This is a genomic window from Amycolatopsis sp. NBC_00438 (assembly GCF_036026695.1).
Classification (GTDB): Bacteria; Actinomycetota; Actinomycetes; order Mycobacteriales; family Pseudonocardiaceae; genus Amycolatopsis.
In genome coordinates this window covers 9,433,519-9,450,781 of sequence record NZ_CP107923.1, presented here as the reverse complement: position 1 = coordinate 9,450,781, position 17,263 = coordinate 9,433,519, and the positions used below count along the sequence as shown (strand labels likewise).

Annotated in this window: 17 protein-coding genes; 9 read left to right on the top strand and 8 right to left on the bottom strand. The window is 71.1% G+C overall.

Going from position 1 to position 17,263, the window contains the following annotated elements:
- Positions 1 to 2 precede the first annotated feature (2 nt).
- From OG494_RS43590 to OG494_RS43570, 5 genes are all read right to left on the bottom strand, one after another.
- Positions 3 to 212: a hypothetical protein gene (locus OG494_RS43590; protein ID WP_328448947.1), complete on the bottom strand. Its 210-nt coding sequence runs from the start codon at positions 210 to 212 to the stop codon at positions 3 to 5.
- Positions 209 to 742 (bottom strand): hypothetical protein, encoded by a 534-nt coding sequence (locus OG494_RS43585; RefSeq protein WP_328448945.1) that lies wholly within the window; start codon positions 740 to 742, stop codon positions 209 to 211. The genes OG494_RS43590 and OG494_RS43585 overlap by 4 nt, the downstream gene beginning before the upstream one ends.
- A complete protein-coding gene (locus OG494_RS43580; protein WP_328448943.1) occupies positions 739 to 984 on the bottom strand; it encodes a hypothetical protein in 246 nt (81 codons plus the stop codon). The genes OG494_RS43585 and OG494_RS43580 overlap by 4 nt, the downstream gene beginning before the upstream one ends.
- Positions 981 to 1,295 (bottom strand): helix-turn-helix domain-containing protein, encoded by a 315-nt coding sequence (locus OG494_RS43575; RefSeq protein WP_328448941.1) that lies wholly within the window; start codon positions 1,293 to 1,295, stop codon positions 981 to 983. The genes OG494_RS43580 and OG494_RS43575 overlap by 4 nt, the downstream gene beginning before the upstream one ends.
- Before the next feature lie 357 nt (positions 1,296 to 1,652).
- Positions 1,653 to 3,170, bottom strand: coding sequence for a recombinase family protein (locus tag OG494_RS43570; RefSeq protein ID WP_328448939.1), 1,518 nt, complete (start codon positions 3,168 to 3,170; stop codon positions 1,653 to 1,655).
- Positions 3,171 to 3,195: 25 nt separating this feature from the next.
- Here OG494_RS43570 and OG494_RS43565 point away from each other — a divergent pair, with 25 nt between their 5' ends.
- Positions 3,196 to 5,694, top strand: a complete 2,499-nt coding sequence (locus tag OG494_RS43565) for a polynucleotide kinase-phosphatase (RefSeq protein WP_328448938.1) — start codon at positions 3,196 to 3,198, stop codon at positions 5,692 to 5,694.
- Between the two features lie 126 nt (positions 5,695 to 5,820).
- On the top strand, positions 5,821 to 6,933 hold the full coding sequence (locus OG494_RS43560) for a sensor histidine kinase (RefSeq protein WP_328448936.1): 1,113 nt from the start codon (positions 5,821 to 5,823) through the stop codon (positions 6,931 to 6,933).
- Between the two features lie 165 nt (positions 6,934 to 7,098).
- Here OG494_RS43560 and OG494_RS43555 read toward each other — a convergent pair whose 3' ends face one another.
- Positions 7,099 to 7,431 (bottom strand): hypothetical protein, encoded by a 333-nt coding sequence (locus OG494_RS43555; RefSeq protein WP_328448934.1) that lies wholly within the window; start codon positions 7,429 to 7,431, stop codon positions 7,099 to 7,101.
- A complete protein-coding gene (gene mca, locus OG494_RS43550; protein WP_328448933.1) occupies positions 7,428 to 8,339 on the bottom strand; it encodes a mycothiol conjugate amidase Mca in 912 nt (303 codons plus the stop codon). Before mca ends, OG494_RS43555 begins: the two co-directional genes overlap by 4 nt.
- A 161-nt stretch (positions 8,340 to 8,500) precedes the next feature.
- Between mca and OG494_RS43545 the strand changes: the two genes are divergently transcribed.
- The 3 genes from OG494_RS43545 to OG494_RS43535 all read left to right on the top strand — a co-directional run bounded on the left by OG494_RS43545 (position 8,501) and on the right by OG494_RS43535 (position 10,556).
- Complete coding sequence (locus OG494_RS43545) at positions 8,501 to 8,956, top strand: DUF4307 domain-containing protein (protein WP_328448931.1); 456 nt, start codon at positions 8,501 to 8,503, stop codon at positions 8,954 to 8,956.
- A gap of 195 nt (positions 8,957 to 9,151) precedes the next feature.
- Positions 9,152 to 9,655, top strand: coding sequence for a transcription elongation factor GreA (greA, locus tag OG494_RS43540; protein ID WP_323323479.1), 504 nt, complete (start codon positions 9,152 to 9,154; stop codon positions 9,653 to 9,655).
- 88 nt (positions 9,656 to 9,743) lie between these two features.
- Positions 9,744 to 10,556: an MBL fold metallo-hydrolase gene (locus tag OG494_RS43535; protein ID WP_328448927.1), complete on the top strand. Its 813-nt coding sequence runs from the start codon at positions 9,744 to 9,746 to the stop codon at positions 10,554 to 10,556.
- 51 nt (positions 10,557 to 10,607) lie between these two features.
- Here OG494_RS43535 and OG494_RS43530 read toward each other — a convergent pair whose 3' ends face one another.
- Positions 10,608 to 11,081 (bottom strand): Lrp/AsnC family transcriptional regulator, encoded by a 474-nt coding sequence (locus OG494_RS43530; RefSeq protein ID WP_326944369.1) that lies wholly within the window; start codon positions 11,079 to 11,081, stop codon positions 10,608 to 10,610.
- 121 nt (positions 11,082 to 11,202) lie between these two features.
- Between OG494_RS43530 and hppD the strand changes: the two genes are divergently transcribed.
- The 4 genes from hppD (at position 11,203) to OG494_RS43510 (ending at position 17,247) form a co-directional block, all read left to right on the top strand.
- Positions 11,203 to 12,405: a 4-hydroxyphenylpyruvate dioxygenase gene (gene hppD, locus OG494_RS43525; RefSeq protein ID WP_328448922.1), complete on the top strand. Its 1,203-nt coding sequence runs from the start codon at positions 11,203 to 11,205 to the stop codon at positions 12,403 to 12,405.
- A 123-nt stretch (positions 12,406 to 12,528) separates the two neighbouring features.
- Positions 12,529 to 13,086, top strand: a complete 558-nt coding sequence (locus OG494_RS43520) for a YbaB/EbfC family nucleoid-associated protein (RefSeq protein ID WP_328448920.1) — start codon at positions 12,529 to 12,531, stop codon at positions 13,084 to 13,086.
- A 10-nt stretch (positions 13,087 to 13,096) separates the two neighbouring features.
- Entirely contained in the window at positions 13,097 to 13,405 is a 309-nt protein-coding gene (locus tag OG494_RS43515) for a type VII secretion target (protein WP_328448918.1), read from the top strand.
- Positions 13,405 to 17,247 carry a hypothetical protein gene (locus tag OG494_RS43510; RefSeq protein WP_328448916.1) on the top strand — a complete coding sequence of 1,281 codons (3,843 nt, stop codon included), beginning with the start codon at positions 13,405 to 13,407 and terminating at the stop codon, positions 17,245 to 17,247. Before OG494_RS43515 ends, OG494_RS43510 begins: the two co-directional genes overlap by 1 nt.
- Positions 17,248 to 17,263: the final 16 nt, after the last annotated feature.

Sequence of the window (17,263 nt, the reverse complement as noted above, 5' to 3'; positions counted from 1 at the left end):
GATCATTCCCCCGTGCAGTTGGTGCCGTCGCCATCGCAGTGCCCCGCGCACACTCCCGGCGCGATGGCGCGCGACGGGCAGTGGAGGGGACAGTGCTCTCCGCGCTGCGGGTAGCCGACCTCGGCGGGCGGCGGGTAGTCGGTCATCAGCTCGACGTACGCCTGCGCCTTTTCGAGGCCGCGCGCGACGTAGGCGGGGTCCGGGGCGCTCATGTCAGCACCCCGTCCACGAACGCCGACGCCTGCGCGCGCAGGGCGATGATCTCCGGCGTGACGCGGGCAGTGAAGGCGAGCGCGATGTGCGCGGGCCCTGCGTTGAACAGCACCGGCCCGCCGGTGAGGATCCGCCGGTCGTGCTCGGGGTCGATCTCGCGGCGCTGGTTGGGCACCTCTCCCGGCACCGGCGCGGCCTCGCGCACCTCACGATAGGTCGTAGGCACGATCCGGACCCGCGCCCAGGTGTGCCGCCGGGCGCGGGCGGCCAGCGCGATGCACGGCAGGTTCGTCACCAGCTCGGTGCCCAGCACGTCGGTGGTGAACGTCGCGGGGTAGGCCACCTCATTCCAGTCGTCCCAGGCCATCAAGTAGTGAAAGCCCAGGCAAGCGGGGCAGTAGACGTTCACCGTGAACCACGGCTCGCGGCAGTCGCCGAACTCGGCGAAGTCGCCCGGCTCGACGTCCGGGAACGCGGGCAGCAGTTCGCACGGGTGATTGGGCTTCGGGTGGATGATGGTGGAGTTCATCGCGCGCCCTTCGTGTCCAAGCAGGTGTTCCGGACCCAACCGAAGCTCCTGCGGTGGCCGGTCTCCTCCGCGAGGCGCTCGACGATCTGGCGGAAGGACAGGCCCTGCGCCCGCAGCTCGCGCGTCCGCGCTTTGAGCGCGGCCTGCTCAGCCGGGGGCAAGAGGTGCGCGGGGCGCGTGCGAGTGACGCACTGCCCGCCGATGACGACCTGCCAGGTGAGGCGCTCTTCGTGGGCGTTCACGCGGCACCGTCCACAGCAGACTCGGAGACCGGCGGAAGCAGCCGGCGAATTTCGGCGCGTGCCTCGGCCGTAAGCTTCCCGGCCGCAGCGACGACGTCACGCACGAACTCGGCGTCGGAGTTCTCTACGGCGGCGGGCTGCACCAGCGCCTCAACGTCGGCAGCGCGGACCTTCAGCATCCGCGGGCCCACACGAAACCCGAGCAGCGTTCCCGCGTCGATGTAGTTGAGCACGGTCCGATGGCTCACACCGAGACGTGCCGCAGCGTCGGCAACCTTGATCAAGTTATCGGGAATTGCAGAGGCGGACACAATTTCTCCCTGAAATGAGGAGAAATGCGCTACAAAACGGGACTATCCGCGTTTTGTGCCCAGCACACCACTGGTGCGCCATTCAAGTGCCTACCCTGGGAATTCGCCCGCTCTCGCGGATGGTGGCCGCATCCGCCCACACGGTGCGTGTGGCGGCCCGTATTCCGTACTCTCGGCTAGCCAGGCATTTCGTTGATGGCGTGAACGCTACGCATTCGAGAAACCTCGCGCAAGCCGTACCGCAGCCGGAAACCCTTGGTACGCCTGCACAACTGGCACAACTGGCATCATTGACAGCGTTAGAGTCCCAGGTGGACGGATCGCGTACCGGGCACTCCTCCGTGGATCACAAGTCGATCACGCCGCGCACGGCCCGGTCCGGCACTCGTCACCGCGGTGGAAGTGGATGCGGTCGCGGGTCGGCGTCTTGCCGTTGCCTCGGCCGATCGGCAGGATCCGCAGCTGGCCCAGGTGCTCGGGGCGCAGCAGCACGCGTAACGTCGCCCGATGGGTGTCGAACGTGGCCGTCTTCCAGCGCACCTCGACGTCCGGACCGGGCTCGATCAGGCCGGCCAGCTCGGCGGGGCGCAGCAACTCAGCTTCACGGGCCCGCAGCCTCTCGGCCCGTTGCTCGAACGCGGCTTCGCCGCGCGCCGCGCTGGCCGGCTTGATACGCCCGGCGTCCCGCTCGGTCAGCAGCTCTTCCAGGTCCCGAGCGATCTCCTCGAGCTCGGCGGCGATCTCGCCCAGCTCGACGTCATGCCCCTCACGCGCCTGCGCGAACGCGTCGTAGTTGCGCTCGTCCGCGAGGTAGGCCAGCGCGGCTGCAGTCACCAGCCGGTCGAGATCCGCTAGCGGCACCCGAGCGCAGCCACCCGCGGCCGAGCAGGCGTAGGTGACCGGCGCGGCGTACCCGGGCCGAGAGGCGTACTTCCGGCCAGCTCGCCGTCGGATCAGCGCGTCGCAGACGTGGCACACGCCGAGCCCGGAGAGCAGGTGCTTGGTGCCGCCGGGGCGCGCGGTCTGCGCCGCGTTGTCCCGTAGCCGCTTTTGCACGCGCCAGAACACCGCCGGATCGATCAGTGCCGGCCAGGCGCCCGGCGTCCGCTCGGCGAGCGGGGACAGCGTGCGGCGACCCGGCGTGCGGCCGGGGTCGTGGATCCGAACCCCGATGTACGCCTCGTTCGTCAGCAGCGTCTTCAGCGCATCGGGCGGGTAGGGCTTGCCGCGGCGGTCCGTCACGCCGCGACGCTCCCAGTCCATCGCGATGGAGCGCTGCGTGTGGCCTCGGTCCACGCGGTCGAAGAGCTCGACGATCAGCGGCCCTTCCTCCGGGTGCGGTACCTGCGCCTGGAACTGGCCGGTGCGCTCGTCGTAGATCCGCTGGTAACCCGTGAGGATGCGGCCGTGCGGGAGCCCCGCCCGTGCAGCGCCCGCCGTTCCGCGGCGTGTGCGGACGCTGAGCAACCCCGCCTCGAACGCCGCGTCCGCGGCCGCGTGCACCAGGTCTCGGCGGTCGTGCGGGTCCGCCGGGTCCATCAGCCGGCCGCGGACGTCGATCCAGAACCGCACACCCCGTGCTTCGGCCAGCTCGATCAGCCGGAGCCACTCCGATTCCCTGCGGGAACCACGCGAGTTCTCCCACATCATCAGGATCGACGCTCCGAAGGTGCCTTGCTCGAGATCGGTGATCAGCCGCTCGAAGTCGACGCGCTCTTTCGTGGCGAACCGCGAGGCACTGCCGAGATCGCGGTAGCTCGGTCCCTGCAGCTCCCAGCCCATCCGGTCAGCGGAGCGGATGTGGTCGTTGTGCTGGTCGTCGGGCGACTTCTCCCGGTCCGTGTGCGAGACGCGCACCAAATCGCGTGCGATCACGGCGCTCGTTGCGGGAGACTGAGTCATGGCCGTAGAGTACCTCGTACCAGATATGTCCCTCGTCGTGCTCGTCGGCGCGTCCGGCTCCGGCAAGTCGACGTTCGCGCGCACGCACTTCGCGCCGACGCAGGTGCTCTCCAGCGATTTCTTCCGCGGGCTCGTCGCCGACGACGAGAACGACCAGTCCGCGTCCGCCGACGCCTTCGAGGCGCTGCACTACATCGCGGGCAAGCGGCTCGCGGCCGGGCGGCTGACCGTCATCGACGCGACGAACGTCCAGCGCGCGTCGCGGGCGAGCCTGGTGAAGCTCGCGAAGGAGCACGACGTGCTGCCGACGGCGATCGTGCTCGACCTGCCGCTGTCCGTCTGCGCGGCGCGCAACGCCGGGCGGGCCGACCGCGACTTCGACGAGCACGTGATCCGCCGGCAGCGCGGTGAGCTGCAGCGGTCGCTGAAGTCGTTGGAACGCGAAGGCTTCCGGCGCGTGCACGTGCTGCGCGGCGAGACCGAGGTGGCCGAAGCGGAGATCGCCGTCGAGCCGCTGCGCAACGACAAGCGCGAGCTGACCGGGCCGTTCGACGTGATCGGCGACGTCCACGGCTGCGCGGCCGAGCTCGAGGAACTGCTGGCCGAGCTGGGGTACGCCGACGGCGTCCACCCCGAAGGGCGGACCGCGGTGTTCGTCGGCGACCTCGTCGACCGCGGCCCGGACACCCCGGGTGTGCTGCGACGAGTCATGGGAATGGCCGGGAGCGGCAACGCGCTGGTCGTCTGCGGGAACCACGAGCAGAAGCTGGTGCGCGCGCTGCACGGGCGGAAGGTCAACGTCGCGCACGGGCTCGCCGAGTCGCTGGCGCAGCTCGATGCCGAGACCGAGGAGTTCCGCCGCCAGGCGCACGAATTCTGCGACGGCCTGATCGCGCACTACGTCCTCGACGGCGGCAAGCTCGTCGTCGCGCACGCCGGGCTGCCCGAGCGCTACCACGGACGCGCGTCCGGGCGGGTGCGCAGCATGGCGCTCTACGGCGACACGACCGGCGAGACCGACGAATACGGCCTGCCGGTGCGGCTGCCGTGGGCGCGCGACTACCGCGGGTCCGCGATGGTCCTGTACGGGCACACGCCGACGCTGGAACCGGAGTGGGTCAACAACACCATGTGCCTCGACACCGGGGTCGTGTTCGGCGGGAAGCTGACCGCGCTGCGGTACCCGGAGCGCGACGTCGTTTCGGTGAAGGCGCACCAGGTCTGGTACGAGCCGACGAAGCCGCTCGACGCGAACCGTCCGCTGGGCGGGCGTGAGCCTGCCGTCCTGGAGCTGGCCGACGTCACCGGCAAGCGGATCGTGAACGCCGCGCACCACGGCCGGATCGGCGTCTCGGCGGAGCAGTCCGCCGCGGCACTGGAGGTGATGAGCCGGTTCGCGGTGGACCCGCGCTGGCTCGCCTACCTGCCGCCGACGATGGCACCGTGCGCGACTTCGTCGCGTGAGGACTACCTGGAGCACCCCGAGGAGGCGTTCGCCGAGTTCCGCGCGGCCGGCGTCCAGTCCGTGCTGTGCGAGGAGAAGCACATGGGCTCGCGGGCCGTCGTGCTCGTGTGCCGGGACGACGACGTGGCTCACAAGCGCTTCGGCGTCCGGGGCGGCGGAGCGGTGTACACGCGCACCGGACGGCCGTTCTTCTCGGCGTCGCAGAACCTCGAACTGCTCGCCGACGTGCGGACCGCGGCGGCCGGGCTGTTCGAGGAACTGGACAGCGGCTGGCTGCTGTTCGACGCCGAACTGCTGCCGTGGAGCGCGAAGGCGGGTTCGCTGATCTCGAACCAGTACGCGTCGGTCGGCGCGGCCGCCCAGGCCGTGCTGCCCGCCGCGGTCTCCGCGCTGGCGACCGCCGCCGCGCGCGGCATCGACGTCACGGACCTGCTGGGGCGCACGGCGACCCGGGAGTCCACAGTGGAGTCCTACCGGGCGGCGTACCGGCGTTACTGCTGGCCGACGTCCGGCCTCGACGGTGTGCGGCTGGCGCCGTTCCAGCTGCTGGCTTCCGAGGGCGCGAGCTACCACGACCGGCCGCACGACTGGCACCTGTCGCTGCTCGACCGGCTGGCCGGGCCGCGTTTCCAGGGCACCCGGACGCTCTCCGTCGACACCACGGACGAGGCGTCCGTCGCGGCGGGCGTCGAGTGGTGGGAAGAGCTGACCGGCGCGGGCGGCGAGGGCATGGTCGTCAAGCCGGCGGCCAACCTGACCCGCGGCGCGCGCGGGCTGGTGCAGCCCGGGGTGAAGGTGCGCGGGCGCGAGTACCTGCGGATCATCTACGGCCCCGACTACACCCTCCCGGAGAACCTGGAGCGGCTGCGCAAGCGCGGGCTCAACCGCAAGCGCACGCTGGCGCTGCGGGAGTACGCGCTCGGCCTGGAAGCGCTGGAACGCGTCGCGCGGGGCGAGCCGCTGTGGCGGGTCCACGAGTGCGTGTTCGCGGTGCTGGCGCTGGAGTCGGACCCTGTGGACCCGCGGCTCTAGAAGTCGCGGCCGCAAGACGTTCTACGCTGGAACGGGCGTTCGGCGGCCCGCGCGCGTCGGCCGGGACGCCGCGGCCATGTGGCCTCAGGTCGCTGTGCGCCCTCCTTCCGGTCGTACGCTCGGGCCATGACCCGCTCGGCGACCTACGCTCGCCCCGGCCCGCTGACGGCCGTGGCGGTCGTCGGCGCGGCCGTGACGGCGTGGGGGCAGTACGCCTCGGGCGACCTGCGGGTCTACGACGTCCTGGCCGGGCTGCTCGGCTGTGCGCTGGTACCACTGGTGTTCCACCGCCCGGTCACGAGCACGCTCGCGGCGGCGGTGCTGGCCGTGCTGTCGCCGGTCGCGACCCCGCCCGCCGTGCTCGGCGTGCTGCAGGTCGCGCGGTCCCGGCCGTGGAGCCACGCGGTCACGGTCGCCGTGGCCGGGGTGCTGGCCCACGCTCTGCGCGGCCTGTGGCGGCCGGCCCACGGGCTGCCCTACGGCTGGTGGCTGGTGCTGGCGGTGCTCGCGCACGTCGCCGTCGTCGGGCTCGGCGCGCTCTCCGCGGGCCGCGACGCCGTGCTCACCGCGCTCACCGAACGGGCCCTGCGCGCCGAAGCCGAGCAGGGCCGCCGCATCGCCGAGGCCGGCGCGGCCGAACGCGCGTCGATCGCCCGGGAGATGCACAACGTCCTCGCGCACCGCCTGGCCCTGCTCGCGACCTACGCCGGCGCGCTCGAACACCGGCCCCACGCGCCGCCGGAGAAGCTCGCCCAGGCGGCCGGGGTGGTGCGGGCCGGCGCGCACCAGGCGCTCGTCGAACTGCGCGAAGTGATCGTGTTGCTGCACGACGACCCGGTGCCCGCCGGCACGGAACGGCCGGTGCCCGAGCTGACCGACCTGCCGGGGCTCGTCGAGCGGACGCGCGCGGTCGGCACGGCGGTGCAGGTGACCGGCGAGGTCGGCGGCGTGCCGGGGATGGCCGGGCGCACCGCCTACCGCGTCGTCCAGGAAGCCCTCACCAACGCCCGCAAGCACGCGCCGGGCCAGCCGGTGCGGATCGCGCTGGGCGGGGAAGCCGGGGCCCGGCTGGAGATCGCCGTCTCGAACCCCCTCGGCCCGGCCGGGAACCCCCAGCGCGCGACCGGGCACGGTCTCGTCGGCCTCACCGAACGCGTCCGGCTGGCCGGCGGGCAGCTCGACCACCGGCGATCCGGCGGCGAGTTCCTGCTGAACGCCTGGCTGCCGTGGCCGCGGTGACCCGGCTGCTGCCGGTGGACGACGACCTTGTCCGCGCCGGGCTGACGCTCGACGGCACTCGCGTGGTCGGCGAGGTGGCCGCGGCCCTCGACGTCGTGCTGGTGGACGTCCGGATGCCGCGTGTCGACGAGAACGGTGTCGGCTGCGGGGCGGTGCCGACCCGGGTCAGTCGGCCTTGGCGGGCGAGGTGTCCTCGACCGCCTTCGGTTCCTCGACCGGCTCGGCCTTCGCCTGGGACTCGCCCCCGGCCGGCGCCGGCTCGGTCTTCTCGGCCGGTTCGTCGAAGCTGGCCGGGACGCGCTTGAGGTGCTTCGTCATCGAGCGGACCAGGAAGGCCACCGCGATGAGGAAAAGGATCAGCACCAGGAAGCCGACCGGGGACGACTTGCCGAAGTCCTCCCCCTGCCCGCCGTTGTCGCCGTCACCGGGTTGCTGCGCCAGGACCAGGGCCGACGCGGTCACCGGAAGCGCCACGCCGGCCGGCAGCGTCAGACTCATGTGCTCACCTTCTCCTCGATGCCGGCGAACAGTTCGCTCTCGGGCAACGTGCTGTCCACCAGCGACTTGACCAGCTCGTACTCTTCGGTCGGCCAGATCGCGCGCTGCATCTCCAGCGGCACGAAGAACCAGCGGCTGTTCGGGTCGATCTGCGTCGCGTGCGCCTTCAGCGCCTCGTCCCGCGCCTCGAAGTATTCACCGCACTCGACGCGGGTCGTCACCCGCTCCATCACATCGGCGCGGTCGGGGTCCCACTTCTCGAGCCACTCGGTGTACGGCGATTCCATCCCGGCTTCCTTCAAGGCCGCGTCGAACGCGACCATCCGGGCCTTGGAGAAGCCGTGCATGTAGTACAGCTTCGACGGCTGCCACGGCTCGCCCGCGCCGGGGAAGCGGTCCGGGTCGGCCGCCGCGTCCCACGCCGCCATCGACACCTCGTGGGTGCGGATGTGGTCGGGGTGCGGGTAGCCGCCGTTCTCGTCGTAGGTCGTGATGACGTGCGGGCGGAACTCCCGGATCACGCGCACCAGCGCCTCGGTGGACTCCTCCAGCGGCACCACCGCGAACGACCCCTCGGGCACCGGCGGCAGCGGGTCGCCCTCCGGCAGGCCGGAGTCGACGAAGCCCAGCCAGCGCTGGCTCACGCCGAGGATCTTGGCCGCGCGGGCCATCTCCTCCCGGCGGACCTCGCGCATGTTCGCCAGCACGTCCGGCCGGTCCATCGCGGGGTTCAGGATGCTCCCGGCCTCGCCTCCGGTGCACGTGACGACCAGCACCTCGTGACCTTCGGCGGCGTAGCGCGCCATGGTGGCGGCGCCCTTGCTCGACTCGTCGTCCGGGTGGGCGTGCACGGCCATCATGCGCAGGCGCGGCTCGGCGGTGTTCCTCAGCTCGTCAGCTTCCACCATGCTCCGAACGACTCCCTTTCGACCCTTATTCCATAACCCACCCAGGACCCACCTGCGCGGCGCGCACCCGGCCAGCGGATACTCGATCCCGAAGGCCGTACCCGGGCCGGACAGCTCCATTGTCCCCAGGGGTACGACAAGAACGAGCAGGAGGCCCCGGGTTGGCAGGCGGACCGGCGGAAACGGTCGTCGGGAGCAGCGCGTCGACGCTCCCCGAAGGCCGCTACGGCACCGGGCGCACACCGATGTCCCGGCGCTGGCGACGCTGGCTTTTCCTGGCCATCGCCCTGGTCGTCAGCGGCGTGATCGCGTACGTCGCCTACGTCAACCTCGGCTCCGCGCCGATCGACGCCGAGCGCGTCGCCTTCAGCGGGAAACCGGGCAACGCGATGGAAATCACGCTCAACGTGACCCGCGACGACAACAACCGGCCGGGCGTCTGCATCGTCCGCGTCCGCGACAAGACCGGCGCCGAGAGCGGCCGCAAAGAGCTCCTGATCCCCGCCGGCGCGAAGTACAGCAGGATGACCACGACGATCAAGAGCATCGGGGCACCGGTGACGGCCGACGTGTACGGCTGCTCGTACGACATACCACGGTACCTGTCAACCCCATAGCGGCCAACGGGGTGAACCGCGCGCTCAACGCCCACGACGCGCGGAAATAACGGGCTTGGCCCTGTCGTGCCGTGATAGTCTGACCCCTCAGCACGGCCCACGACGGGCCGTGTTTTTCCTTTATCTCAGCCACGCGGGCACCTAGGCCCGTGTGGGCCGGCTTGAACACGCAAGCCTGGCAGGCCCGACGAGGAGATGGTGACCGTGAGCGACACCAAGGTGACCTGGCTGACCCAGGATGCCTACGACCGGCTCAAGCACGAGCTCGACGAAATGATCGAGAATCGTCCGGTTATCGCCGCGCGCATCAACGACAGCCGCGAAGAAGGCGACCTCAAGGAGAACGGCGGCTACCACGCCGCCCGGGAAGAACAGGGCCAGGCCGAGGCGCGCATCCGGCACCTCCAGGAGCTGCTGCGCGGGGCCAAGGTCGGCGAGGCGCCGGCCAACGACGGCACCGCCGGCCCGGGCAAGGTGCTGACCGTCCGGTACGAAGGCGACGACGAGGACGAGAAGTTCCTGCTCGCCACCCGCGAGGAAGGCGCCGAGGGCGGCCTCGACGTGTACTCCCCCGAGTCGCCGCTGGGCAAGGCCCTGCTCGGCGCCAAGGAAGGCGAGTCGCGCGAGTACGAGCTGCCGAACGGCAAGCTGCAGAAGGTCACCCTCGTCAAGGCCGTCCCCTACAGCGACGGCAAGTAGCGGTCCGGGCGCGCCCGGTTTCCCGTCGCCGGGCGCGCGTCCCCGCAGCTAGCGTGACTCCCAGAGGCCACGTACTGGGAGGACTTCAGTGAGCACGGAACCGATCTGCCAGGCCTGCGGCATGCAGTACCCCGAGGCCCGGGACGACTGCCCGGTCTGCGAAGACGAGCGCCAGTACGTCCCGGCGTCCGGGCAGCAGTGGACGAGCCTGGCCACCCTCCGCGCGAGCGGTACGTACACCCCGCGCGTCGAAGAACAGGGCCCCGGCATCGTCGGCGTCGGCTCGAACCCCGGGTTCGCGATCGGGCAGCGCGCCCTGCTGGTGCGGGCCGGCTCCGGCAATTTCCTGTGGGACTGCGCGGCGTACCTCGACGACGCGCTCGTCGAGCGGGTCCGCGCCCTCGGCGGGATCACCGGCATCGCGATCAGCCACCCGCACTACTACACGACGATGGTGGAGTGGGCGCACGCGTTCGACGTCCCGGTCTACCTGCACGAAGGCGATCAGCAGTGGATCGGCCGGCCCGACCCGTCGGTGGAGCTGTGGTCCGGCACCACCCTGGACGTCGCCCCCGACCTGCGGCTGATCAACCTGGGTGTGCACTTCGACGGCGGCACGGTCCTGCACTGGCCGGCCGGCGAAGAAGGCCGCGGCGCGCTGCTGTCCGGCGACATCGTCCAGGTGATCCCCGACCGGACGCACGTCGGCTTCATGTACAGCTACCCGAACCTGGTCCCGGAACGCCCGCACATCGTCCGCCGTGCGGCGGAACTGCTGGCGGGCTACCGCTTCGAGGCGATCTACGGAGCCTGGTGGGACGCGATCGTGCGCACCGACGGCTTCGAGGTCGTGCAGCGCTCGGCGAAGCGCTACCTGTCCCAGGTCATCGACGAAGGCTGACGCGCGTCCCGGGTCGTGAGTGGTTAGGGCGGTTAGAACCGCCCTAACCACTCACGACCGGGCGGTGCGTTCCAGCAGGGGGCGGACCCGGGGCGGGACCGGCGTCGAGAGGGCGATCGACGTCGACGTCCGCTGGACGTCCGGGACGCCGACCACCTCGTCGATCACCCGCTGCAGGTCGTCGTTGCCCCGCGCCACCATGCGGACGAACAGGTCGCCCTGGCCCGTGGTCGCGTGGACTTCGCAGACCTCGTCGATCGCCGCCAGGGCCTGCGCCACCTCCGCTCGGCGGCCCTGGGCGATCTCGATCACCGCGAACGCCGTGAGGCCGTAACCCATCGCCGCCAGGTCGAGCTCCGGCGGGAACCCGCCGAGGATGCCGCGTTCGGCCAGGCGGTCGAGGCGCGCCTGGACCGTTCCGCGGGCGACCCCGAGGCGGCGAGCGCACTCCAGCACGCCCAGACGCGGGGTGTCGGTGAGCAACAGCAGCAGCCGCGCGTCCAATGCGTCGAGGTTCTCCGACATTGCTCTCTTCCCTGCACAAGTTGTCCACGATGACAGCCGATGTCCGACAGTCACCGATCATATTGTCCAGCAAAAACTGAGACCATTGCACATCTTGCCTCACGGTCGGATGCTTCGAGGTATGACCCAGACTGCCGAACCCCACCAGGGTGCCCTCGACGACGTCAGCTACGACCAGCTGCGTCAGCTCGTCGGCCTCGTCGACCACGACGCCTCGACAGACCCGTTCCCGGTCAAGGCCATGGACGCGGTCGTGTTCATCGCCGGCAACGCGACCCAGACCGCCTGGTACTACCAGATCGCGTTCGGGATGCAGCTGGTCGCCTACTCCGGCCCCGAGACCGGCAACTTCGAGCGCAAGTCGTACGTGCTCAAGTCCGGCTCGGCCCGGTTCGTCATCACCGGCGGCGTGCGGCCGGACTCGCCGCTGCTGGACCACCACCGCAAGCACGGTGACGGCGTCATCGACCTGGCGCTGGAGACCACCGACGTCGACAAGTGCGTCGAGCACGCCCGCGCGCAGGGCGCGACCGTCCTCGAGGAGCCGCACGACGTCTCCGACGAGCACGGCACCGTGCGCGTCGCCGCGATCGCGACCTACGGCGAAACCCGCCACTCGCTGGTCGACCGGTCGCGCTACACCGGCGTCTACCTGCCCGGCTACGAGCCGCGCGAGAGCACCGTCAAGCGGCCCGAGGGTGCGCCGAAGCGGCTGTTCCAGGCCGTCGACCACTGCGTCGGCAACGTCGAGCTCGGCAAGATGGACTACTGGGTCGACTGGTACCACCGCGTCATGGGCTTCGTGAACATGGCGGAGTTCGTCGGCGACGACATCGCCACCGAGTACTCGGCCCTGATGAGCAAGGTCGTCTCGAACGGCAACCACCGCGTGAAGTTCCCGCTGAACGAGCCCGCCGTGGCGAAGAAGAAGTCGCAGATCGACGAGTACCTCGAGTTCTACGGCGGCGCGGGCTGCCAGCACATCGCGCTGGCCACCAACGACATCATCGCCACGGTCACCGCGATGCGCGCCGCCGGCGTCGAGTTCCTGGACACCCCGGCGTCGTACTACGAGGACCCGGAGCTGCGCGCCCGGATCGGCAACGTCCGCGTGTCGATCGAGACGCTCAAGGAGCACAGCATCCTGGTCGACCGCGACGAGGACGGCTACCTGCTGCAGATCTTCACCAAGCCCATCGGCGACCGGCCCACCGTGTTCTACGAGCTCATCGAGCGCCACGGTTCGCTGGGCTTCGGCAAGGGCAACTTCAAGGCCCTGTTCGAAGCGATCGAGCGCGAGCAGGAGCGCCGCGGCAACCTCTGAACCACAAAGCCGTGAAGGCCACCATGAGGGACTCCAAGTCCCCTATGGTGGCCTTCACGGCTTTCGGGGAACCGCGGGCGGCTCGGATCCGTCAGTGTGGAGAGGGACAGAAAAGGGGCCGGGATGCCGGACAGCGTCGACGCGAGCGACGAGATGATCGACAACTGGACCAAGCGGCTCGAGGAGAACGCCGCCCGGTACCAGGCACTGGCCGATCGCATGCAGGGCCAGACGGTCACCGAGCGGTCGAAGGACGGCCTGGTCACGGTGACCGTCGATGCGCGCGGCCTGCTGAAGAACCTCGTCATCGCGGAGTCCGCCGCCGGCGCCAAGCGGATGGCCGAGGTCTCCGCGCAGGTGATGCAGCTGGTGCAGCGCGCGCAGGCGCGGATCCCGGAACTGTTGCAGCAGGCCATGACCGAGACCACCGGCACGGGCGACCAGGCCGCTGTGGAGATCGTCCGCGAGGCGCAGAGCACGTTCCCTCAGCCGCCGCCGGAGCCCGAGCCCACGTTCCCGGAACCCGACCGCGTCCGCCGGTTCCTGCCGGACGACAACGACGAGCAGCCGCCCGCGGCGCCGCGCACTCCGCCGCCCGCACCGCCGCAGCAGCAACCGCCGCGGCGCCGGCGCCCGGCCGACGACGATGACGACGACTTCGGCGGACCGATCCTTTCCTAAGGGGGAACCGATGACGGATGTGGAACTCAGCACCGACCTGACCGCGCACGCGAAGCAGCTCGACGCCATCGGCGACGGGCTGCAGCAGGCCGTCGACGCGGCCAACCAGGTCAGCATGCCGACGGACGCGTACGGCATCCTCTGCCAGCCGTTCCGGATGCTGCTCGACCCGGTGGAGCAGTACGGGATCGACGCGCTCAAGGACGCCGTGCAGGCGATGACCGCCGTCTCCGGCAAAGTGCGCGAAGCCGCGGCGGCGTACCACACCTACGAAGCCGGGGTCGCCGACGATCTGAACAAGTCCACGGACGGTGCCTGATGCCCGAGGGCAACCCGCTCGTCGTGGACGCGAAGCAGGACCCGGACGGCCCGGGTGCCTTCACCGCGGGCAACGGCGACTACGGCTGGGCCGGGGGTATCGGCCTCGCCGAGTCGTCGATGGACGCGTTCAACGGGATCAAGGACGGCGACTGGGTTTCCGGCGGCCTGGGCGTGCTGAGCCTGGCCGGCGAGATCGCGGGCGCGGCCGTCGACCCGTTCGGGTACCTGATGTCGTCGGTGGCGTCGTTCCTGATGGAGCACATCCAGCCGTTGAAGGACATGCTGGACTCGCTCGCGGGCAACCCGCCGGTGATCCAGTCGTACGCGGACACCTGGGGCAACGTCTCGAAGGCGCTGGGCGAACGGAAGACCGACTTCGACAACGCGGTCAAGACCGGCACCGCGGGGTGGCAGGGCGCGGGCGCCGACGCGTACCGGAAATTCGCCACCGAGCACAGCGACGCGCTTTCGGGCGCGGCGACGGTCGCCGGCGCGATCAGCACGGTCACCATGATCATGGGCCAGGTCGTCTCGTTCGTCCGGGAGACCGTGCGCCAGCTGATCGCGGACCTGGTCGGCAAGCTGATCGCCTGGGTGATGGAGGAAGTCTTCTCGCTGGGCTTCGGCACGCCGGTCGTCGTCGCGCAGGCGTCGGCCGCGATCGCCAAGTGGGGCAAGAAGATCGGTGAGCTGCTCAAGAAGCTGACCGACACGATCCGCAAGGTGTCGCCGCTGCTGTCGAAGCTGGTCGACATCTTCGAAAAGATCGCCAAGGTCTTCGGCAAGGTGCTGGGCAAGGTCAGCGGCCTGGACGGGCTGAAGATCAAGGAAGGCGGCTTCGTCCACAAGGTCCCCAAGGGCGAGGGCGGCGTCCACACGAGGGCCCACAGCGGTTCGGAGGACTCGCCCGACGGCTCCGACGGTTCCTCGGGCGACTCCGGTGATTCCGGTGGCAGCCATGGGGATGCGGACTCGCCGGGTTCGGACCCGATGAACACGGACTCCTCGCCCGACACCGGCTCCCGCCGGAGTCCGAGCCGTGAGGAGCCGGGCGGCGACAGCGCCCACGCGGGTGACAGCTCCCCGACCGGCGACTCGAGCCCGTCGACGGCTCGCGGGGACGCTCCCGCGCAGGCGGGGAACTCCAGCCCGTCGGCCCGCGCGGGCGACAGCTCGCCCGGGGACGGTTCCCCTTCCCACACCGGGGATTCCAGCCCCTCGGCACGCACTGGGGACAGCTCACCCGCCCACGCCGGCGACTCCAGCCCGTCGGCTCACGCGGGCGACTCCAGCCCGGCACCACGAACCGCCGACAGCAGCCCCTCACCGACCCGTGCAGGCGACAACTCGCCTTCGCACACCGGAGACTCCAACCCTTCGGCACGCGCCGGTGACAGCTCACCCTCGCACACCGGAGATTCCGGCCCATCGACTCACGCCGGCGACTCCAGCCCGTCGCCGCGGGTCGCCGACAGCGGCCCGGGCACCCACGCCGGCGGCAATTCTCCTTCCCACGCCGGGGATTCGAGCCCGTCCCCCACCCGGGCGGGCGACAGCTCGCCGAGCCACGCCGGCTCGGGGAGTCCGTCGCACTCGTCGCCCGCCGCGCGGTCCGATGCGCCCGGCTCGCACGCCGGCGGTGACACTCCGAGCAGTGCCGCGCCGCCGCGGGCCGACGGCACCACTTCCGCCAGCGGTACCGCGCCCGCCGCTCCGCGTACCGGGGACCCGGGTACTCAGTTCCCGTCGCCGCGCGGTGGGGACGGCGCCGCCTCCGGCGTCCCGCCTCAGGGCGGCGCGCCGATGGGCGGGGGCATGCCGCCCGGTGGCAGCCCCGGTAGCGGCGGTGGCCCCGGCGGCGGTTCCCCGCGCACCGGCGGCGGCTGGACCGGTACCCCGGGCAGTCCCGGCGCGCACACGCCGCACGTCGACGCGCCCGGGCGGCCACGCCCCGGCGGCGACTTCCCCGAAGGACGCCCACGCCCCGGCCGTGATCTCCCCGAAGGACGGCCGCGCGCCGGCGGCGATCTGCCCGAAGGACGGCCGCGTCCGGGTGGCGACACCCCGCGTCCGCGCACCCCGGACACCCCCGCGCCGGCGGCCCGCGGCTTCGGCCCCGGCACGCACGGCCCGGACACCCGCCCCGGCGGGCACGCCCCGGGCAGCCGGCCGGGCGGCGGTCCCGGGCACACCGGCCCCGGCGGCACCCACGGTCCCGACGGGCACGGTCCCCACGAAAACGGCCCGCACGAAAACGGCCCCGGTCACCACGATCCCGACGGCGGCCCGCCCCATCACGGCGAACCGCTCAGCCCGGACGAGGTCAACGCGCGGCACGCCGAAAGCACGCCGTCCGGCAGCTCCTACCACGCCGGCGACCCGGACATGGGCGACCTGCCGCACCGGGTGCAGCCCGACCCGGACGGCCGCTACACCGTCGACGTGCACGTCACGCCGGACGGCCACGCCCGGATCGGCGACCGGCTCTACACCCCCGAAGAGTTCGCGGACGTCTTGCGCCGCAACGCCGATTACGACGGCCGCCCCGTCCGGCTGATCGGCTGCGACGCGAGCTCGAACGACTTCGCACACCGGCTTTCGCGTGAGCTCGACACCGAGGTGATGGCCCCGACGAAGCCGGCGTGGACCGACGCGCACGGCCGCGTCTTCTCCTCCGACTACGAAATCGGCCCGGACGGCAAGATGCGTCCCCGCATCCCGCCGGACGGCGAGTGGAACACCCACCACCCGGACGGCACGACCCACCGCGCCGGCGACGACGGTTTCGCCCCGGACACCCACCACGGCGACCCGCACGACGTCGACGCCGACAGCGCGCAGCACCGCGGCGAGCGCTACATCGACGAGGAACCGGTCGACATCGAGCACCCCGACCGGGAGCCGCGGGCGTCGATGAGGGAGCGGATCAACGACGACGCCTACCGCGAGAAGTACTACGACGGGCCGAACAAGAACGGCGAGTACTCGCGCAAGAACGCCGATCAGAACGACGCCCTCGACGAGCGCGTCCCGAAGATCAAGGAAGACACGACCAAGCCGGACGGCGAGAAGTTCGACCCGAAGTCCGACGACTTCGAACCGGCGAACTACCACAAGGCCAACGAGGTCGAGCACCCGGCGACGCCCGTGCAGCGGGACGAAGCCCAGGACCTCATCGACCGCCGGCACGCGGCGAACCAGCGCGCGCGGGAAGCCGAGGCGGACTACCAGGACGCCCACGGCAAGGGCACGGTCACCGACGAGATCGAGCGCGAGCGCACCGACGCGCACCGCGACCGGACGAACCTCGGCGAGGACCTCGGCGAGCACGCCGGCCGCGATGCCGTCGCCGACAGGTTCCCGCCGCCCGACTACGAGGTCAAGGAACTGCCCGATCCCGACCTGCACGGCGACAACACCCGGCTCGGCGACAAGCCCGGCTCGGGCCGGTTCGACCAGATCTACCAGGTCACCGGGCCGGACGGGCAGCCCCGGCTCGTCGTCGTCGAAGCCAAGGGGCCCAACGCCGGCCTCGGCACCCGGCAGGGCGCCGACGGGAACGGCCGCTTCGAACAAGGCCACCCGAAGTACGTCGACAGCATCATCAAGAACATGGCGGCGAACGGAACCGAGGCCGAGAAGAATCTCGCCGAAGACCTCATCCGGGCGCAGCGAAAAGGCACTCTCGATTATTACGTCGCCAAGGCCCGGGTACGCGACGAAGTCGACCTCGACCCGTCGGGCGCGAAGGTCCCGGACCCCGCGAACCCCGGCCAGTACAAGAAACATCCCGTGTACGGTGGCTACAACCTCAAGCAGTTCGACCTGACGGACAGATAACCGGAGAATCGTGGGG